We start from the raw sequence: 16,131 nt of genomic DNA on the forward strand, positions 1-16,131 counted from the left end.
CTATGGTGCGCCTACTCCTCGGGGCCCTGGGGTTCCTCGTCCTCGTGGCTGTTATCAGTGCTCATTCTTTAAGGCCTCCGCGCGGCTCAAGGCAGAACCTTCCGGCAGCAGACGCAGAATCTCCCACGGCACCCGCTCCGGTTCCCCCAGGCCCAGCGCGTTTAGCTCCCCGGCGCTAGCCAGCTCGTGGCGCCTGCCGGTGGCAGAGACCACGTGATAACCATGCCCGCTGTCTACGCCCACGCCCGCCTGCAGACCGGCGAAGCGCTGCGCGGCCGAATCACCCGGTAGGTCTACGGTGGCCGATACCGGGCGCGTCGTGCCGGCGCCATGCCGGTCCGTCGCGCACAACCAGCCCTGCTCAGGGGACAGGAAATCCACGCGGTTAGTCGGGAGGTTGAAGGTCGGTGGGACGTCGCCCAGCGCGGCTACCTCCTGCGCCTGGGCTGGCAGGCGTTGTACGCCCACACCGACGAGCATCTCCGCTTGGGTGGGAGTGATGGCGAAAACGCCCTGCTCCGTCCGCGCCCAGAGCTGCTCGCCGGTATCCAGAATCTCCGGTGGGGCGGCCGGGAAACTCAGCGGTTCTAGCTCGGCAAAGGCGTTGAGCAATTCTGTGGGCATGCTCCACACCGCCGTCTCCGCGGTCATCCCCAACGCGCGGCGCAGCACCCTGCCTTGCGTGCTCGTGGCCTCAGGCAACACGACGCGCCCCTGGCCTGTGAGCAACCACTGCGTGCCCTCGGATTCCGCCACGGCGGCGTGCTCTTCGTCGAATCCTGGAACGGCATGGTGCGCCACCACGGTCACGGTGCCGACGCGACTGCTGGACTGCCAGTTCTCCCCTTCGGTGGATTCCTCCAAGCAGGCTGACCAGCTTGGCTCCTCCCCTGTCGCAGCGGCAAGGAGGTTCGGGGCATCCGCAATCCCCAGCGGGGTGCCTAAGCTTATCTGGTCTAGAAAGCTATCCCCGGCCGCATGTGGCTCCACCGCTTCGTTGGCAATGAGCCGGGCCGACGCCAGGTTAGCCACCGGGTGGTAGGTGCCATTGACCAGAGCTAAAAGCTGTCCCTCCGCAGAGCGGACCACGGGCGCATCCCCGGGTTGCGGATCCGGTTGCATCCACGCAATGAGCCCCGAACCGAGGCTAAGGAATGCGACTGCGGCTACTCCACCGAGCAGAGCGCGCCGGCGCCGTTTCAGCGGATCATGGATCATCCTGATATCGCCGAAAACGAGGCCATGCTCGAGCCGGCGCAACAAGAACTTGTGGCCCGATACCTGGGCCTTGGTAGTAGGCAACGCGCGTGCCATGAGAGTCCTCCCCGAATCAGTGCACCACCCTCCCTGGTGCAGTGGGGTCTAGATTAACCCAACTCCGTGTTTTCCGCAGCGCGACGGCTGCGGGTCATCTTCGCGCGCGCAGCCAATTGGTCTGCGTCGGGATAGTCCACGCCAACCAGGCTCAGCCCCGCGGCCGGGGCGAGGGGAATCTGGGAGGATCTGCTGGTTTCCTGAAGCATCTGGGCCGCGAACTCCACGTCGCGGGAACCTTCGCCTACCCGCAGACAGCATCCCACGAGGCAGCGCACCATGGACCAACAGAAGGCATCGGCGCTAACGTGTGCCTCATAAAGCTGCGGTTGTGCGGGCGTTGAGACGTCCTTCCACTCGAAGGCGAGCAACTCGCGGATGGTCGTGGCGTGCGGCTTGGCCTTGCAGAAGGCCACGAAATCGTTGAGACCCACCAGCTGATCGGCGGCGGCCTGCATCAGATCCAGGTCCACCGGCTTGAGCCACGTGGCAGTGTCCCGAGCTCGGGTCGGCAGCGCTCCGCGCGGGTGGGTGGTGATGCGGTAGACGTAATGGCGGCGCAGGGCGGGAAAACGCGCATCGAAATCATGCGACACTTCTGTGCAGGCATGCACGCGGACGTCAACGGGCAGCAGCTTGGCCAAGCGCCGGACCAGTTTGGCGGGATCGCCATCGATGCTGCGCTGGCTTAGTGCGGCGCGGGTGGTGTCGAAGTGCGCGACCTGGCCGCTGGCATGCACGCCCGCGTCGGTGCGCCCAGCCACCGTGAGCTCCACCGGGTGGCGCAAGACCATGGCCAGCTTCTCCTCGATGCTCTGCTGCACCGTGCGAAGGTCGTCCTTTTGACGGGCCCACCCGTGGAAGTCGGTGCCGTCATAGGCCAAGTCCAGTCGCAGGCGAACGCTTTCACTCATGGGGGTTGATGATACCGTGCGCTCGATGTGCTGTGGGGACTGCGTCCGTGGTCGGTTTTAACAAATAGGGGTCCAAAAATCGCAGTTTTCAGGCCACTATTTGTTAAAACGGTACTTCATCCAGGGCACGGCTCCCCGCTCTGCGCCGTGGCCCGTAGAAAACGACAAAGGCCCGCGCCCCACTACAGTGGTGAACGCGGGCCCTTTAAGACCTAAGAAGAACTACTTCTCCTCGGTGGTCTCCTCAGCCTCAGCCTCGGTAGCCTCAGCGGACTCAGCCTCAGCCTCAGCCTCTTCAGCCTTAGCTTCCTCAGCCTGCTTGGAAGCAGCAGCGCGAGTAGCGCGGTTTGCCTCGGAGGTCACGGTCTCCTCGAGAACGAGGGAGATCTGGGACATCGGGGCGTTGTCGCCGGAGCGGTTGTCCAGCTTGATGATGCGGGTGTAGCCACCCTCACGGTTCTCAAACTTCGGTGCCAGCTCGTCGAAGAGGTAGGCAACAACATCCTTGTGCGGGATGAGCTTGAGAACTGCGCGACGGTCAGCAACGGTGCCGGCCTTCGCCTTGGTGATGATCTTCTCGGCGTAAGGACGAAGCAGCTTCGCCTTAGCGTCGGTGGTCTTGATTGCGCCGTGCTCGAACAGGCTCGCTGCCATGTTGCTCAGCAGGTGCTTCTGCTGGCTGGCGGAGCCGCCGAGACGCGGACCCTTCTTGGGGGTAGGCATTATGTACTCCTCGTGTGCGGATTAATTGAGCGCGCGACGGGGCGCAAAAAGCCGCGCCGTCACGATTCAGTGGAATTCTTTACTCGGAATCGTCGGAAGCCGGGTCCTTGAAGTCGCCGGTCTCTGCGTCGTAGCCTTCGAGCTGGGTCGGGTCGAAGTCCTCAGGGGTGTCCTTGAGGGCCAAGCCCAAGTTAGCCAGCTTGATCTTTACCTCGTTGATCGACTTCTGACCGAAGTTGCGGATATCCAGCAGGTCCGACTCGGTGCACTCAGCGAGCTCACCGACGGTGTGGATCTCCTGGCGCTTCAGGCAGTTGTAGGAGCGGACGGAGAAGTTCAGATCCTCGATCGGCATGCTGTAGGCGGCGATGTACTCCGTCTCCTGCGGGGACGGGCCAATCTCGATGCCCTCAGCAGCGGTGTTCAGCTCGCGAGCCAGGCCGAAGAGCTCGACCAGGGTGCCGCCGGCGGAAGCCAGGGCGTCGCGTGCGGAAATCGAGTTCTTAGTCTCGACGTCGATGATCAGCTTGTCAAAGTCTGTGCGCTGCTCAACACGAGTAGCTTCGACCTTGTAAGAGACCTTCAGCACCGGGGAGTAAATCTGGTCGACCGGAATGCGGCCGATTTCTCCCGAGGTGGCGGCAGCCGGGACGTAGCCACGGCCGCGCTCGACGACGAGTTCCATCTCCAGCTTGGCGGACTCATTCAGCGATGCGATGTGCAGATCCGAGTTGTGGATCTCCACGCCAGCCGGCGGCTGGATATCGCCTGCAGTGACCTCACCCGGGCCTTCCTTGCTCAGGTACATGACCACCGGCTCGTCGGAGTCGGAAGACAGAACCAGACCCTTGACGTTAAGGATGATTTCGGAAACGTCTTCCTTCACACCATTAATGGTGGTGAACTCGTGGAGCACACCGTCAATCTTGATGGAGGTTACTGCCGCGCCCGGGATGGACGAAAGCAGCGTGCGACGAAGCGAGTTACCGAGGGTGTAACCGAAGCCCGGCTCGAGCGGCTCGATGACGAACTTAGAGCGAGACGAGTCGATGAATTCCTCGGTGAGCTGAGGACGCTGGGAAATAAGCATGGAGTTTCTCCTTGTCGGCGCCCGCTATTTGACGCCGGTAGAAGGGGTAAAGATGAAAGTGTCGAAGGATTACTTCGAGTAAAGCTCGACGATGAGCTGCTCCTGCAGCGGAACGTCGATCTGAGCGCGCTCGGGCAGCTGGTGCACGAGGATGCGCAGGGTGTCCGGAACGACCTGCAGCCATGCCGGAACGTTGGCGTCAACCAGGCGGTCCTGAGCCTCTTCGAACCATTCCATCTTCTGGGAACGCTCACGAACATCGATGATGTCATACTGCGTAACGCGGAAGGACGGAACGTTGATCTTCTTGCCGTTCACGGTGAAGTGACCGTGGGAGACAAGCTGGCGAGCCTGGCGGCGGGTGTTGGCCAGACCTGCGCGGTAGATCACGTTGTCGAGACGGGACTCGAGCAGAACGACGAGGTTGTCACCGGTCTTGCCCGGGAGACGGTTAGCCTCGGCGTAGTAGCGGCGGAACTGACGCTCCAGCACACCGTAGGTGTACTTGGCCTTCTGCTTCTCCTGGAGCTGCAGCAGGTACTCAGATTCCTTGATGCGGTTGCGGCCAGCCTGTCCCGGAGGGTACGGGCGACGCTCAAATGCCATGTCGCCGCCGACCAGGTCGACGCGCAGACGGCGGGATACGCGGGTAGCGGGGCCAGTATAACGAGCCATTTTCTTACCTCTTCCTTTCCCTTAAACCTTGCGACGCTTGGTCGGACGGCAGCCGTTGTGCGGCTGTGGGGTGGCATCCGTGATCGAGGAAACCTCGAGGCCTGCAGCCTGCAGGGAACGGATGGCGGTCTCGCGGCCGGAGCCCGGCCCCTTGACGAAAACGTCAACCTTCTTCATACCGTGGTCCATGGCCTTGCGGGCCGCGTTCTCAGCAGCCATCTGCGCTGCGAACGGGGTGGACTTACGGGAACCCTTGAAGCCGACGTGGCCGGAGGATGCCCAAGAGATGACAGCACCGTGCGGGTCCGTGATGGACACGATGGTGTTGTTGAAGGTGGACTTGATGTATGCGTGGCCAGCGGCCACGTTCTTCTTTACGACGCGACGACCACCACGGCGCGCGCCGGAACGAGTCTTGGGTGGCATGTTTTACTTCTTCTTTCCTGCGATCGTCTTCTTCGGACCCTTGCGCGTACGAGCGTTGGTCTTGGTGCGCTGACCACGAACGGGCAGGCCGCGACGGTGGCGGATGCCCTGGTAGCAACCGATTTCAATCTTGCGACGGATGTCAGCCTGAACCTGGCGGCGGAGGTCACCCTCTACCTTCCAGGTAGCTTCAATGACGTCACGCAGCGCCGACAGCTGATCGTCGTCGAGGTTGTCGGTGCGCAGGTCGGGAGAAATGCCGGTCTTTTCCAGCAGTTCCTTGGCACGGGACGGCCCGATGCCATAGATGTAGGTGAGAGCAACCTCCATGCGCTTGTTGCGCGGGAGGTCAACACCAGCTAGACGTGCCATATGGCTAGTCCTTTCGGGTTGTTACGATGGTTTTCTCCTCATCCGTCCCCCGCCACGCATACGCTTCGCCCCGGGCCGTGCCGGGGAAACTGTGGGCATGCTTAGCAGCGTGGGCTCAGGCCATCGCAGCCTGAGGTAAAAAAGGACGCACCAAGGGCGCGTCCCGTGGGTGAGGAGGCTTACAGTCTTTACTTGTAGCGGTAGACGATGCGTCCGCGGGTCAGGTCATAAGGAGACAGCTCCACAACAACGCGATCCTCTGGGAGGATGCGGATGTAGTGCTGACGCATCTTGCCCGAGATGTGGGCAAGAACCTTGTGCCCGTTGTCGAGCTCGACGCGGAACATTGCGTTGGGCAGGGGTTCGACAATGCGACCCTCAACCTCGATTGCGCCTTCCTTAGCCATAACCTCTACTTTTCTGATGGAGTTCTTTACGCCGCGCTTGGCGACGCCTCCACCTGCATGTTTGGTGTCTACTGCCTAGTGTCCTCAGCAGCCAATCCGGCTGCGTACAGACACCAGCACTAAAGCATACGCTGCAAAGACCCGTTTTCCAAATACAGAAACCTCCCGTCGCCGTCAAGCGCGGGAGGCAGAAGCCCTGTATCGGTGGCTTGGCCACCGCCACGTTCTAGTAGATGAAGACCTTGGAGCCCATCGGCACATCATTCCAGTAGCGCACTGCATCCTGGTGGGTCAGGCGTACGCAACCGTTGGACTGGTATGCCGGGGAACCCTCGTGGAAAGCGTGGCCATTGTTGGTGAAGTACATGGCGTAGGGCATCGGCGCGTTGCCGAACTCCCAGGAGATCTCATCCTTGATCTTGCGGTTGATGTAGAAGGTACCGGCCGGGGTCTCCTCACCCGGCTTACCGGTGGACATGCCCTGCGCAACGTAGGTGACGTTGCCGTTGCCGTCCTGCAGCCAGGTACGGCGGCCATCGCGGTCCACGCAGATACGCGCATCTGCCGGGCACGGGCCAACATCGAAGCGCTGCGCCTGACGCTCAGCCTCAGCCTTGCGCGCGGCTTCCTCAGCAGCGGCCTTCTCGCGAGCAATCTGCTCAGCGTGGGCGCGCTCCTCAGCTTCACGAGCAGCGCGAATCTCGGCGTTCTTCTGCTCGATGAGGCCCGGGAAGACGAGCTCAATAGCGCCATCGATTACTGGGCGAAGAGCATCGGCTGCCTGCGGGTTAACATTCTGCAGCGCTTCCAGCATTTGGTTGCGGCTAGTCCAGGCGTTCTCACGGGTCTGGCCAGCGAACTCATCAAGCTGGGATTGGACGTTGGAGGACAGGGAATCAATAGAGGGGACCGTCTGTGCATGTGCGGCCGGGGCGACCGAGAGAGTGGCGGTCAGAAGGCCAATTGCGGTGGCTCGGCGTAGGGAGCGAGCACCAGCGCGGGAGCGAATTTTAGACATGGCAAGAAGTATAAACCTTCCGACCATGATTTCCTACCCGAAAGACGTGTTTTAGTAGCGCGGGGTCAGGATTCGGGGACCATTCTCCGTCGCCGCGACGGTGTGCTCCCAGTGCGCCGACCACGATCCATCGAGGGTTACCACGGTCCAGTCATCCTCTAAGACCTCGCTGTCCTCAGTACCCAGGGTCAGCATCGGCTCGATGGCCAACACGGAACTTTCCTGGATGAGGGGACCGCGCCCTGCCTTGCCTTCGTTGGCCAGGTAGGGCTCCTCGTGCATCTCCCGGCCGATGCCGTGACCGCCGTAGCCATCGACGATAAAGAGATCGACGCCGAACTTATCCTCGGCGCGGTAAGTCGCCTGCTCGAGGGCAGCGGAGACGTCGGTCAGCCGGTTGCCCGGAACCATCGCCTTGAGGCCCTCGTGGAGGACCCATTCGGTGGCGTCGCTCAGCGCCTGCGCCTCAGGGCTGAGCTCGCCGACGCCAAACGTCCACGCACTATCCCCCACCCAGCCGTCGAGAGTGGCACCGCAGTCAATGGAAACCAGGTCCCCCTCAGCCAGCAGCATTTCCTTGCTGGGGATGCCGTGGACGATGACGTCGTTGACGGAAGCGCAGATGGAACCCGGGAACCCGCCGTAACCTTTGAAGGTGGGCACGGCACCGGCATCGCGGATGGTCTGCTCGGCCACCTCATCGAGTTCCAGAGTGCTCACGCCCACCGCTGCGGCAGCGCGTACCGCCTGCAGGGCGCGGCCGACGATCTCGCCGGCCGCCTGCATGGCATCGAGCTCGCCTGGGGTGCGGGCGGGGATGGTTTTAGTGCGTCGTCGAAAAGCCATGGCTTAAAAGGCAGATTACTTGCCCATGGCCTTCAGGGTGCGCTCGTTGATCTCCTCAACGGAACCCTCAGCCTTCACGGAGATGATGGCATCGCCGTAGTGCTCAATAAGCGGGAAGGTCTCCTCGCGGTACACGCCCAGGCGGGTGCGGATGGTCTCCTCGGTGTCGTCTGCACGACCGCGGGCGAGCATGCGCTCGACGACGACGTCCTCGGACACCTCAAAGTTCAACACGCCATCCAGCTTGAGGCCCTTGTCGTCAAGGAGCTTCGCCAGGATGTCGGCCTGCTCCACGGTGCGCGGGAAGCCGTCAAGGAGGAAACCTTCCTTGGCGTCATCCTGGTTAAGGCGGTCCTCTACCATGCGGGCGGTGACGTCAGTCGGCACCAGCTTGCCGGCATCGATGTAGGACTTGGCTTCTACACCAAGCGGGGTGCCCTCACCAATGTTGGCGCGGAAGAGGTCACCGGTGGAGATGTGCGGAACGCCGAGCTTCTCGCTGAGGAGGGCGGCTTGGGTGCCCTTGCCGGCACCGGGAGGGCCAAGGAGTACGTAACGCATTACTTAAGCAGTCCTTCGTAGTTGGATTGTAGAAGCTGGGACTCGATTTGCTTGACCGTAGTCAAGGCAACCGAGACCATAATGAGGATGGCGGTACCACCGAAGGCGGAGGTGCCGCTGGCACCTGCAGTGCCCACGCCGAGGTCCAAGAGGATATTCGGCAGAACAGCGATGAGCGCCAGGTAGATCGAACCGACGAACAGCAGGCGGTTCATCACGAAGCCTAGGTACTCGGCGGTCGGTCGGCCCGGGCGGATACCCGGGATGAATCCACCATACTTCTTCATGTTGTCGGCTTGTTCCGCAGGGTCGTACTGAACCGATACGTAGAAGTAGGAGAAGAAGATGGTGAGCACAAAGTAGAGGACGATGTACTGCCAGGAGCTCGGTGCTTGCAGGTGAGCAATGACGTTGCGCTGCCACCAGTTATCGGAGACACCCGGGGAGCCGGAGTTGACGATCTGGGTGATGAGCACCGGCATGTAGATCAGCGAGGAGGCGAAGATGACCGGGATAACGCCGGCCTGGTTGACCTTGAGCGGCAGGTAGGTGGAAGAGCCACCGTACTGGCGGCGGCCCACCATGCGCTTTGCGTACTGCACCGGGATACGGCGCTGACCCTGCTCGATGAAGGTAATGCCCGCGACGAGAACGATGAGGCCCGTGAGAACCATGGCGAAGACCAGACCACCATTGTTCTGGAAGATGTTGACGCCGTCGGTAGGAAGGCGGGTAGCAATACCGGCGAAAATCAGCAGCGACATGCCGTTGCCGATTCCCTTCTCCGTAATCAGCTCACCCATCCACATCACCAGGATTGCACCAGAAGTCATGGTGATAACGAGCACGACGAGGGTGAAGAAGTTGCGGTCCTCCGCCAAGACGCGCACGCCCTGGCCCAGGAGCTGCTCGCGGTCCGCCAAGGCCACGATGCCCGCGGACTGCAGCAGGGCCAGCGCGAGGGTGAGGTAACGCGTGTACTGCGTCATCTTCGCCTGACCGGACTGGCCCTCCTTCTTCAACTGCTCGAAGTGCGGAATAACCACGGTGAGCAGCTGCACGATAATGGACGCCGTAATGTACGGCATGATGCCGATGGCGAAGATCGACAGCTGCAGCAGCGCACCACCGGAGAACAGGTTGATCACCGAGTACAGGTTTCCGGACTCCTCCGTAAGGTCACGAAGGCGACCGGCGATGGTGGCGTAATCAACGCCCGGCGACGGGATCTGCGCGCCAACGCGGTAGAGAATAATCATCACGAGCGTGAAGATGATTTTCTTCCGCAGGTCGGCATCTTTGAAAGCCTGCAAAATGGCGGACACTACTCAATCCTCCTGGCCTACCGCGCTTGCTGTGCGGTTCGAATTCGCCGCGCACGGGGGTGGATCTCATCTGTTCCCAAAAGTTAAGAACCTTCTTAAGGTCCTTCATAGGAACGCTTGGACAGTTTTGACCCCATTACCCTACCAGCCCCGCCCCCTTTCGCCACATTGGCCCCGCGAAAACCAGGCTTATCCTTCTCGGATTAGTTTCCCCCTTAGCGCCATCGACGCATGAGGCCTACCATGGACCGCGTTGCCCTAAGGCAATGTCCTTACAACATTTCTACGTCTTTTCGACCTCTCAAGCGGCGCCCCGGGGCGCCACAGAGTATGGCCGTCTTCTATCTGCCTAACCTTAATCCGAAAGTAGTATGTAGTTTTATGAGTAAGCGATTCTCCCCAATGACCGTGGCTGAGATCATCGATACCTTCGTTCCCAGCCCCAACCCCTTCCGCTGGGAAGCTTTCGACGGTTCCGCAACCGGCCCAGCCGACGCGCAGTTCACCGTCAAAATTAATAACCTGCAGGGTCTGGCCTACATCGCCACACACCCGGGCGATGTAGGCTTCGCCCGCGCCTACGTCACCGACGGAATCACCGTCGAGGGGGAACACCCGGCACACCCCTACGGCATCTTCGACGCCTTGCACGCAATGTATGACAAGTTCTCCCGCCCGGACGCGAAAACCCTTGCCCGCGTCGCGCGTTCCTTGGCTTCGATGGGCGCTTTTCAAATCCAGCCGGTCCCGGATGTCGAGCGTGCCTCGTGGCTGCGCCGCAAGCTCCATGAGGGGCTGTCCAAACACTCCAAGGAGCGCGACGCAGAAGTCATCTCCGATCACTATGACGTGGGCAACGACTTCTACGAGCTCTTCCTCGGCGACTCGATGACGTACACCTGCGCCTACTACCCCTCCCCTGACGCCACGCTCGACGAGGCCCAGGAAAACAAGTACCGCCTCATCTTCGACAAGCTGCGGCTCAAGGAAGGCGACCGCCACTTGGACGTCGGCTGCGGCTGGGGCGGCATGGTGCGCTACGCGGCCAAGCGCGGCGTGAAGTCCTTGGGAGTCACCCTCTCCAAGGAACAGGCAGAGTGGGGCCAGGCCAAGATCAAGGAGGAGGGCCTAGAAGATCTCGCGGAGATCCGCTTCCTGGATTACCGCGACGTCACCGAGGAAGGCTTCGACGCCATCTCCGCCATCGGGTTGCTCGAGCACATCGGAGTCAAGAACTACCCGGACTTCTTCAGCTTCCTCCACGGCAAGCTCAAGCCGGGCGGTCTCATGCTCAACCACTGCATCACCTACCCGGATAACCACAAGACGCCGAAGGGCGGGTTCATCGACCGCTACATCTTCCCCGATGGCGAGCTCTCCGGCTCCGGCACCATTACCAAGTGCATGCAGGATGCCGGTTTCGAAGTCGTCCACACGGAATCCCTCCGCTTCGACTACATGCGCACGCTGCATGATTGGTGCGAAAACCTCAAGGAGAACTGGGAGGAGGCCTGCTCGCTAGTGGGCCTTCCCACTGCCCGCCTGTGGGCCATCTACATGGCCGGCTCCGAGTGGGGCTTCGAGCACAACATCATCAACCTGTACCACTTCTTGGGCGTCAAACTGGGCGATGCTGGCTCCCGCGCCGGCGTGCCCGAGCGCCGCTGGTGGGAAGATTCGCGCTTCTAAATCTTGAAGGAGTTCTATGTTGATCGATCTCATCCGCAATCATCGCAGCGTCGACGCAATCGAAGTCCCGCCGGTGGGCTGGAAGGCGCACGAGGAGGGCGTCGAGAAGCTGTTGCGCAGCTTCCACGCGGTGCCGAAGGATAAGCGCGTACGTTTGGCGAAGAAGACCTCGAACCTCTTCCGCGGGCGCAGCGGTGAGCAAGCGGGGCTGGACGTCTCCGGTCTGGGTGGTGTGATTGAGGTCGATCCCATCGCACAGACCGCCGAGGTCCAGGGCATGTGCACCTACGAGGACCTCGTCGACGCCACCCTGCCGCACGGCCTCATGCCCTTTGTTGTGCCACAGCTCAAGACCATTACGCTGGGCGGCGCCGTGACGGGCATGGGAGTGGAGTCCACGAGCTTTCGCGATGGACTCCCGCATGAATCCGTGCTGGAGATGGACATCCTGACCGGCACGGGCGAGATTATCACGTGCTCGCGCGAGGAGAACGTCGATCTCTTCCGCCTCTTCCCCAACTCCTACGGTTCGCTGGGCTATGCGGTGCGCCTCAAGATTGAGCTGCGCGCGGTCAAGCCTTACGTGGAGCTGCGTCAGGTGCGCTTCCACGACTTCAACTCACTCACGCACGCGCTTGACGACGTCTCCCGCACCCGCACCTACGACGACGTCGAGGTCCACGGCCTCGATGGCGTGGTCTTCTCACCGGAGGAGTCATACCTCGTCATGGCCCGTTTCACGGATGAGGAAGGGCCAACCTCGGATTACACGCGGGAGAAAATCTTTTATCGCAGCCTCCAGCACACGCGCGGGATCCGGCGCGACCGACTCACGGTGCGCGGCTATATCTGGCGCTGGGATACGGACTGGTTCTGGTGCTCCCGCGCGTTCGGCGCGCAGAATCCGCGCGTGCGCAAGGTGTGGCCGCGACAGCTGCGCCGCAGCTCGTTCTACTGGAAGCTGGTGCGCCTAGACCGCAAGTACGAGCTGGAGTACAACTTCATCAAGAAGCCGAAGGGTCTGCCCCGCGGCGAGCGCGTGGTCCAGGACATCGAAGTCACACCGGACAATCTGCCGAAATTCTTGGATTGGTTCTTCCAAGCCTCCGACATCCAACCGGTGTGGCTCTGTCCGATTCGGCTGCGCGAGGGCGTCGAGGACCTCATCGGCACCGGCTCGCTTGCCGCTGATTCCCCGGCCCCGTGGCCGCTCTACCCCCTGCGCCCAGGACAGACCTGGATCAACGTCGGTTTTTGGTCCGGCGTGGAGGGCAATCACGTCGATCCCTCGGCCCCTGGCAATGGCGCCTTCAACCGCGTCATCGAGGCCAAGGTCAGCGAACTCGGCGGACATAAATCCCTGTACTCAGAGGCCTTCTACTCCCCTGAGCAGTTCGCGGAGCTCTATGGCGGCGACCTGCCAGAGCGCATCAAGGCCGTGACCGACCCTGATGATCGCTTCCCGGGCCTCTACGAGAAGACGGTCAACGACGCCTAACGGCCCCACCGCACGCTGTGCCTCAGCATCACCACGGCATACTGTGCCTCAGCATCACCGCCGCGCCTTATGCAACCAACTAGGCCCGCATAAATTTCTCACCATAAGGTTCCTCTCAAAAGGCATTAATACCTTTTGAGAGATGCCTTTTGCGGGCCTCCCGCAGCCAAAGCCCTGGTCATCGCATAACATCTGGACCATAAGGTTCCCCTCAAAAGGTACTAATGCCTTTTGCGGGGCTCGCTGGGTAAATCCCCAGGTCATCGCATAACACTGAAGCCATAAGGTGCCTTTCAAATGGTACTAATACCCTTTGTGTCCTAGGCCAGGACCAAAAACGCCAGAAGCCCTCCCGAAGGCCACCGAAAGGTGGCGCCCGGGAGGGCAGTGGCTCTCACAGAGCCTGTAAGAGAATTACTTGGTTGCGGTGGCGGTGCCGCCAGCAGCCTCGATCTTCTCGACAGCAGACTTGGAGAACTTGTCAGCGGTGACGTTCAACTTAACGTTGATGTCGCCGTTGCCCAGAACCTTGACCGGCTGGTTCTTGCGAACCAGGCCAGCAGCGACGATGTCCGCAACGGTGACGTCGCCACCGTTAGCGAAAGCCTCTGCGAGGTCAGCAACGTTGACTACCTGGTACTCAACGTGGTTCGGGTTCTTGAAGCCCTTGAGCTTCGGCAGACGCATATGGATCGGCATCTGGCCACCCTCGAAAGCAGCGGAAACCTGCTTACGAGCACCGGTGCCCTTGGTACCGCGACCAGCGGTCTTACCCTTGGATGCCTCACCGCGGCCGACGCGGGTCTTGGGCTTATTGGAGCCTGCGGCCGGGCGCAGGTCGTGGAGCTTGATGATATCAGCCATAGTTTACTCCCCTGCCACTTCTTCGACGGTGACCAGGTGACGCACCTTGTGAACCATACCGCGGATGATCGGGGTGTCCTGCTTAACTACAGAGTGACCGATGCGCTTGAGACCAAGCGACTCCATGTTTGCGCGGTGGTTCGGCTTGGTGCCCACAAGGCCCTTTACCTGAGTAATCTTCAGAGCCATTGCTTATGCCTCCTGACCTGCGCGCTTGCGCAGCATCTGGGCCGGTGCGACGTCCTCGAGGGACTTGCCACGACGTGCGGCAACTTCCTCCGGACGAACCAGCTGCTTGAGGCCGTCCACGGTAGCGCGGACGACGTTGAGAGCGTTGTCGGAGCCCAGGGACTTCGACAGAATGTCCTGCACGCCAGCGCACTCAAGCACCGGACGAGCAGCACCGCCGGCGATGACACCGGTACCCGGAGCGGCCGGCTTCATCATGACGATGCCAGCTGCGTCGCGACCCTCAACCGGGTGGGTAATGGTGCCAGCAATCATCGGGACGCGGAAGAAGTTCTTGCGAGCCTCTTCTGCACCCTTCTGGATTGCGGCCGGGACTTCCTTGGCCTTGCCGTAGCCGACGCCCACCATGCCCTGGCCGTCGCCAACGACGACGAGAGCGGTGAAGGACATGTTGCGGCCACCCTTAACGGTCTTAGCGACGCGGTTGATGGTCACAACGCGCTCGATGTACTTATCGCGCTCGTTGTCCTGCTGGTTGCGGCGGTCGTTACGACGGCCGTTGTTGCGACCCTTGCGGTCGTTGTTGTTCTCGGCGGAGCGTCCGCCGTCACGCTGTTCACGGTCCGACATTAGGCGTTCCTTCCGTTGATGTTTCCGTATGCCTTAATCATTAGAACTGCAGACCACCTTCGCGAGCGGCGTCGGCCAGCGCAGCAACGCGGCCGTGGTACTTGTAGCCTGCACGGTCGAAGACGACCTGCTCGATGCCAGCAGCCTTGGCGCGCTCAGCGATGAGCTGGCCTACCTTGGCAGCCTTGGCCTTCTTATCGCCCTCGAGTGCACGCACGTCGGCTTCCATGGAGGAAGCTGCAGCCAGGGTGTGGCCGGCCAGGTCGTCGATGACCTGGACGTGCATGTGGCGGGAGGAGCGGTGAACGACCAGACGCGGTGCCTCAGGGGTGCCGCGGAGGGTCTTACGGATGCGGAAGTGGCGGCGCGCGCGTGCTTCACGACGACGCGAGGAAATGTCCTTGCCAACCGGGGTGCGCTTTGCGTTTTCAGTGTTAGCCATTGCTTACTTACCCGTCTTTCCGACCTTGCGGCGGACCTGCTCGCCGTCGTAGCGAATACCCTTGCCCTTGTAAGGATCGTCCTTACGCAGGCGGCGGATGTACGCGGCGACCTGTCCAACCAGTTGCTTGTCAATACCAGATACGGAGAGCTTGGTTGCGCCATCCACAGCGAAGGTGATGCCCTCCGGAGCCTCGATGAGGATCGGGTGGGAGTAGCCCAGAGAAAACTCCAGGTCCTTGCCCTTCTGCTGGACACGGTAACCGACACCGAAGATTTCCATCTTCTTGGTGTAGCCCTCGGTCACGCCAACAACGGCGTTGTTGACCAGGGAGCGGGATAGACCGTGCAGGGCGCGGTTCTTGCGGTCGTCATCCGGACGGGAGACCTTGATCTCATCGTCCTCGACGGCTGCGGTGATCGGCTCCGGCAGCTCAACCTCGAGGGTGCCCTTGGAACCCTTAACGTTGACAACCTGGCCGTTGATGGTGATCTCGACGCCCTTCGGGACGGCGATAGGTGCTAGACCGATACGAGACATGTGTCAATCCTCCCTTACCAGACGTAGGCGAGAACTTCTCCGCCTACACCCTTCTCCTGAGCCTGACGGTCGGTAAGCAGACCCTGAGACGTGGAAATGATGGCCACGCCCAGGCCGCCCAGAACCTGCGGCAGTTCGGTGGACTTTGCGTACACACGCAGACCCGGCTTAGACACGCGACGCAGACCCGAGAGGGAACGCTCACGGTTGTTGTACTTAAGCTCGAGGGTCAGCTCGTGGCCCTCGACGGAGTAGTCAGCGATGTAGCCTTCCTGCTTCAAGATCTCAGCGATGTTGGCCTTGATCTTGGAGGTCGGCATCGACACGACGTCGTGGTGCGCATTAGATGCATTGCGCACGCGCGACAGCATGTCGGCAATAGGATCAGTCATAGTCATATGAGTGACCTGTAACCTTTCTCGTTGCGGTTCCCGTAAAAGCTCACCAAAGCGTTTTCCGTGTGATTTCGGGCTACTCACGCTCCCCGCGGTCAATACCGCGAGGCGCTCGCCACCCTTTGATACAGACAACGGTCCGCTATCTACGGCGAGGGGCCTACAACAAAGTAGATATGTTCAATTCTTCCGGCTTGGCACGTTTCCGCACCT

General features: G+C 61.3%; 20 protein-coding genes. 2 read left to right on the forward strand and 18 right to left on the reverse strand.

Features of this window, described 5'->3' with window-relative positions:
• Positions 1–54: 54 nt before the first annotated feature.
• The 12 genes from eccB to secY all read right to left on the reverse strand — a co-directional run bounded on the left by eccB (position 55) and on the right by secY (position 9,671).
• Positions 55–1,314 (reverse strand): type VII secretion protein EccB, encoded by a 1,260-nt coding sequence (eccB, locus tag HWX44_RS07190; protein ID WP_175973972.1) that lies wholly within the window; start codon positions 1,312–1,314, stop codon positions 55–57.
• 53 nt (positions 1,315–1,367) lie between these two features.
• On the reverse strand, positions 1,368–2,228 hold the full coding sequence (gene truA, locus HWX44_RS07195; RefSeq protein ID WP_175973974.1) for a tRNA pseudouridine(38-40) synthase TruA: 861 nt from the start codon (positions 2,226–2,228) through the stop codon (positions 1,368–1,370).
• A 222-nt stretch (positions 2,229–2,450) separates the two neighbouring features.
• Positions 2,451–2,951, reverse strand: coding sequence for a 50S ribosomal protein L17 (rplQ, locus tag HWX44_RS07200; protein ID WP_049157001.1), 501 nt, complete (start codon positions 2,949–2,951; stop codon positions 2,451–2,453).
• A gap of 79 nt (positions 2,952–3,030) precedes the next feature.
• Positions 3,031–4,041 (reverse strand): DNA-directed RNA polymerase subunit alpha, encoded by a 1,011-nt coding sequence (locus tag HWX44_RS07205; RefSeq protein ID WP_010189530.1) that lies wholly within the window; start codon positions 4,039–4,041, stop codon positions 3,031–3,033.
• A gap of 69 nt (positions 4,042–4,110) precedes the next feature.
• Complete coding sequence (gene rpsD, locus HWX44_RS07210; RefSeq protein ID WP_010189536.1) at positions 4,111–4,716, reverse strand: 30S ribosomal protein S4; 606 nt, start codon at positions 4,714–4,716, stop codon at positions 4,111–4,113.
• 21 nt (positions 4,717–4,737) lie between these two features.
• A complete protein-coding gene (rpsK, locus tag HWX44_RS07215; protein WP_010189540.1) occupies positions 4,738–5,142 on the reverse strand; it encodes a 30S ribosomal protein S11 in 405 nt (134 codons plus the stop codon).
• A 3-nt stretch (positions 5,143–5,145) separates the two neighbouring features.
• Positions 5,146–5,514, reverse strand: coding sequence for a 30S ribosomal protein S13 (rpsM, locus tag HWX44_RS07220; protein WP_039673764.1), 369 nt, complete (start codon positions 5,512–5,514; stop codon positions 5,146–5,148).
• A 188-nt stretch (positions 5,515–5,702) separates the two neighbouring features.
• Positions 5,703–5,921 (reverse strand): translation initiation factor IF-1, encoded by a 219-nt coding sequence (gene infA / locus HWX44_RS07225; protein ID WP_003854422.1) that lies wholly within the window; start codon positions 5,919–5,921, stop codon positions 5,703–5,705.
• Positions 5,922–6,147: 226 nt separating this feature from the next.
• Positions 6,148–6,939 carry a L,D-transpeptidase gene (locus HWX44_RS07230; protein ID WP_175973976.1) on the reverse strand — a complete coding sequence of 264 codons (792 nt, stop codon included), beginning with the start codon at positions 6,937–6,939 and terminating at the stop codon, positions 6,148–6,150.
• Between the two features lie 51 nt (positions 6,940–6,990).
• A complete protein-coding gene (map, locus tag HWX44_RS07235) occupies positions 6,991–7,785 on the reverse strand; it encodes a type I methionyl aminopeptidase (RefSeq protein ID WP_175973978.1) in 795 nt (264 codons plus the stop codon).
• Between the two features lie 15 nt (positions 7,786–7,800).
• Positions 7,801–8,346 carry an adenylate kinase gene (locus tag HWX44_RS07240; protein WP_046648459.1) on the reverse strand — a complete coding sequence of 182 codons (546 nt, stop codon included), beginning with the start codon at positions 8,344–8,346 and terminating at the stop codon, positions 7,801–7,803.
• Positions 8,346–9,671 carry a preprotein translocase subunit SecY gene (gene secY / locus HWX44_RS07245; protein WP_046648460.1) on the reverse strand — a complete coding sequence of 442 codons (1,326 nt, stop codon included), beginning with the start codon at positions 9,669–9,671 and terminating at the stop codon, positions 8,346–8,348. Before secY ends, HWX44_RS07240 begins: the two co-directional genes overlap by 1 nt.
• Positions 9,672–10,052: 381 nt before the next feature.
• Between secY and HWX44_RS07250 the strand changes: the two genes are divergently transcribed.
• Together HWX44_RS07250 and HWX44_RS07255 are read left to right on the forward strand one after the other, a co-directional pair.
• Entirely contained in the window at positions 10,053–11,360 is a 1,308-nt protein-coding gene (locus tag HWX44_RS07250; RefSeq protein WP_049156992.1) for a class I SAM-dependent methyltransferase, read from the forward strand.
• A gap of 16 nt (positions 11,361–11,376) precedes the next feature.
• A complete protein-coding gene (locus HWX44_RS07255; protein WP_175973980.1) occupies positions 11,377–12,858 on the forward strand; it encodes an FAD-binding oxidoreductase in 1,482 nt (493 codons plus the stop codon).
• A gap of 414 nt (positions 12,859–13,272) precedes the next feature.
• Here the strand turns inward: HWX44_RS07255 and rplO are convergent, their stop codons facing one another.
• From rplO to rpsH, 6 genes are read right to left on the reverse strand one after another with little or no spacing between them, the layout of a single operon-like run.
• Positions 13,273–13,722 (reverse strand): 50S ribosomal protein L15, encoded by a 450-nt coding sequence (gene rplO, locus HWX44_RS07260; RefSeq protein WP_070511323.1) that lies wholly within the window; start codon positions 13,720–13,722, stop codon positions 13,273–13,275.
• Between the two features lie 3 nt (positions 13,723–13,725).
• Entirely contained in the window at positions 13,726–13,911 is a 186-nt protein-coding gene (gene rpmD / locus HWX44_RS07265; protein ID WP_010189565.1) for a 50S ribosomal protein L30, read from the reverse strand.
• Between the two features lie 3 nt (positions 13,912–13,914).
• On the reverse strand, positions 13,915–14,541 hold the full coding sequence (gene rpsE / locus HWX44_RS07270; protein ID WP_046648464.1) for a 30S ribosomal protein S5: 627 nt from the start codon (positions 14,539–14,541) through the stop codon (positions 13,915–13,917).
• Between the two features lie 40 nt (positions 14,542–14,581).
• Entirely contained in the window at positions 14,582–14,983 is a 402-nt protein-coding gene (gene rplR, locus HWX44_RS07275) for a 50S ribosomal protein L18 (protein ID WP_046648465.1), read from the reverse strand.
• Between the two features lie 3 nt (positions 14,984–14,986).
• Complete coding sequence (gene rplF / locus HWX44_RS07280; RefSeq protein ID WP_049157327.1) at positions 14,987–15,523, reverse strand: 50S ribosomal protein L6; 537 nt, start codon at positions 15,521–15,523, stop codon at positions 14,987–14,989.
• A gap of 14 nt (positions 15,524–15,537) precedes the next feature.
• Positions 15,538–15,921, reverse strand: a complete 384-nt coding sequence (gene rpsH / locus HWX44_RS07285; RefSeq protein ID WP_049157329.1) for a 30S ribosomal protein S8 — start codon at positions 15,919–15,921, stop codon at positions 15,538–15,540.
• Positions 15,922–16,131 lie beyond the last annotated feature (210 nt).

The organism is Corynebacterium sp. Marseille-Q2823 (assembly GCF_903645345.1).
Lineage (GTDB): Bacteria > Actinomycetota > Actinomycetes > Mycobacteriales > Mycobacteriaceae > Corynebacterium > Corynebacterium hiratae.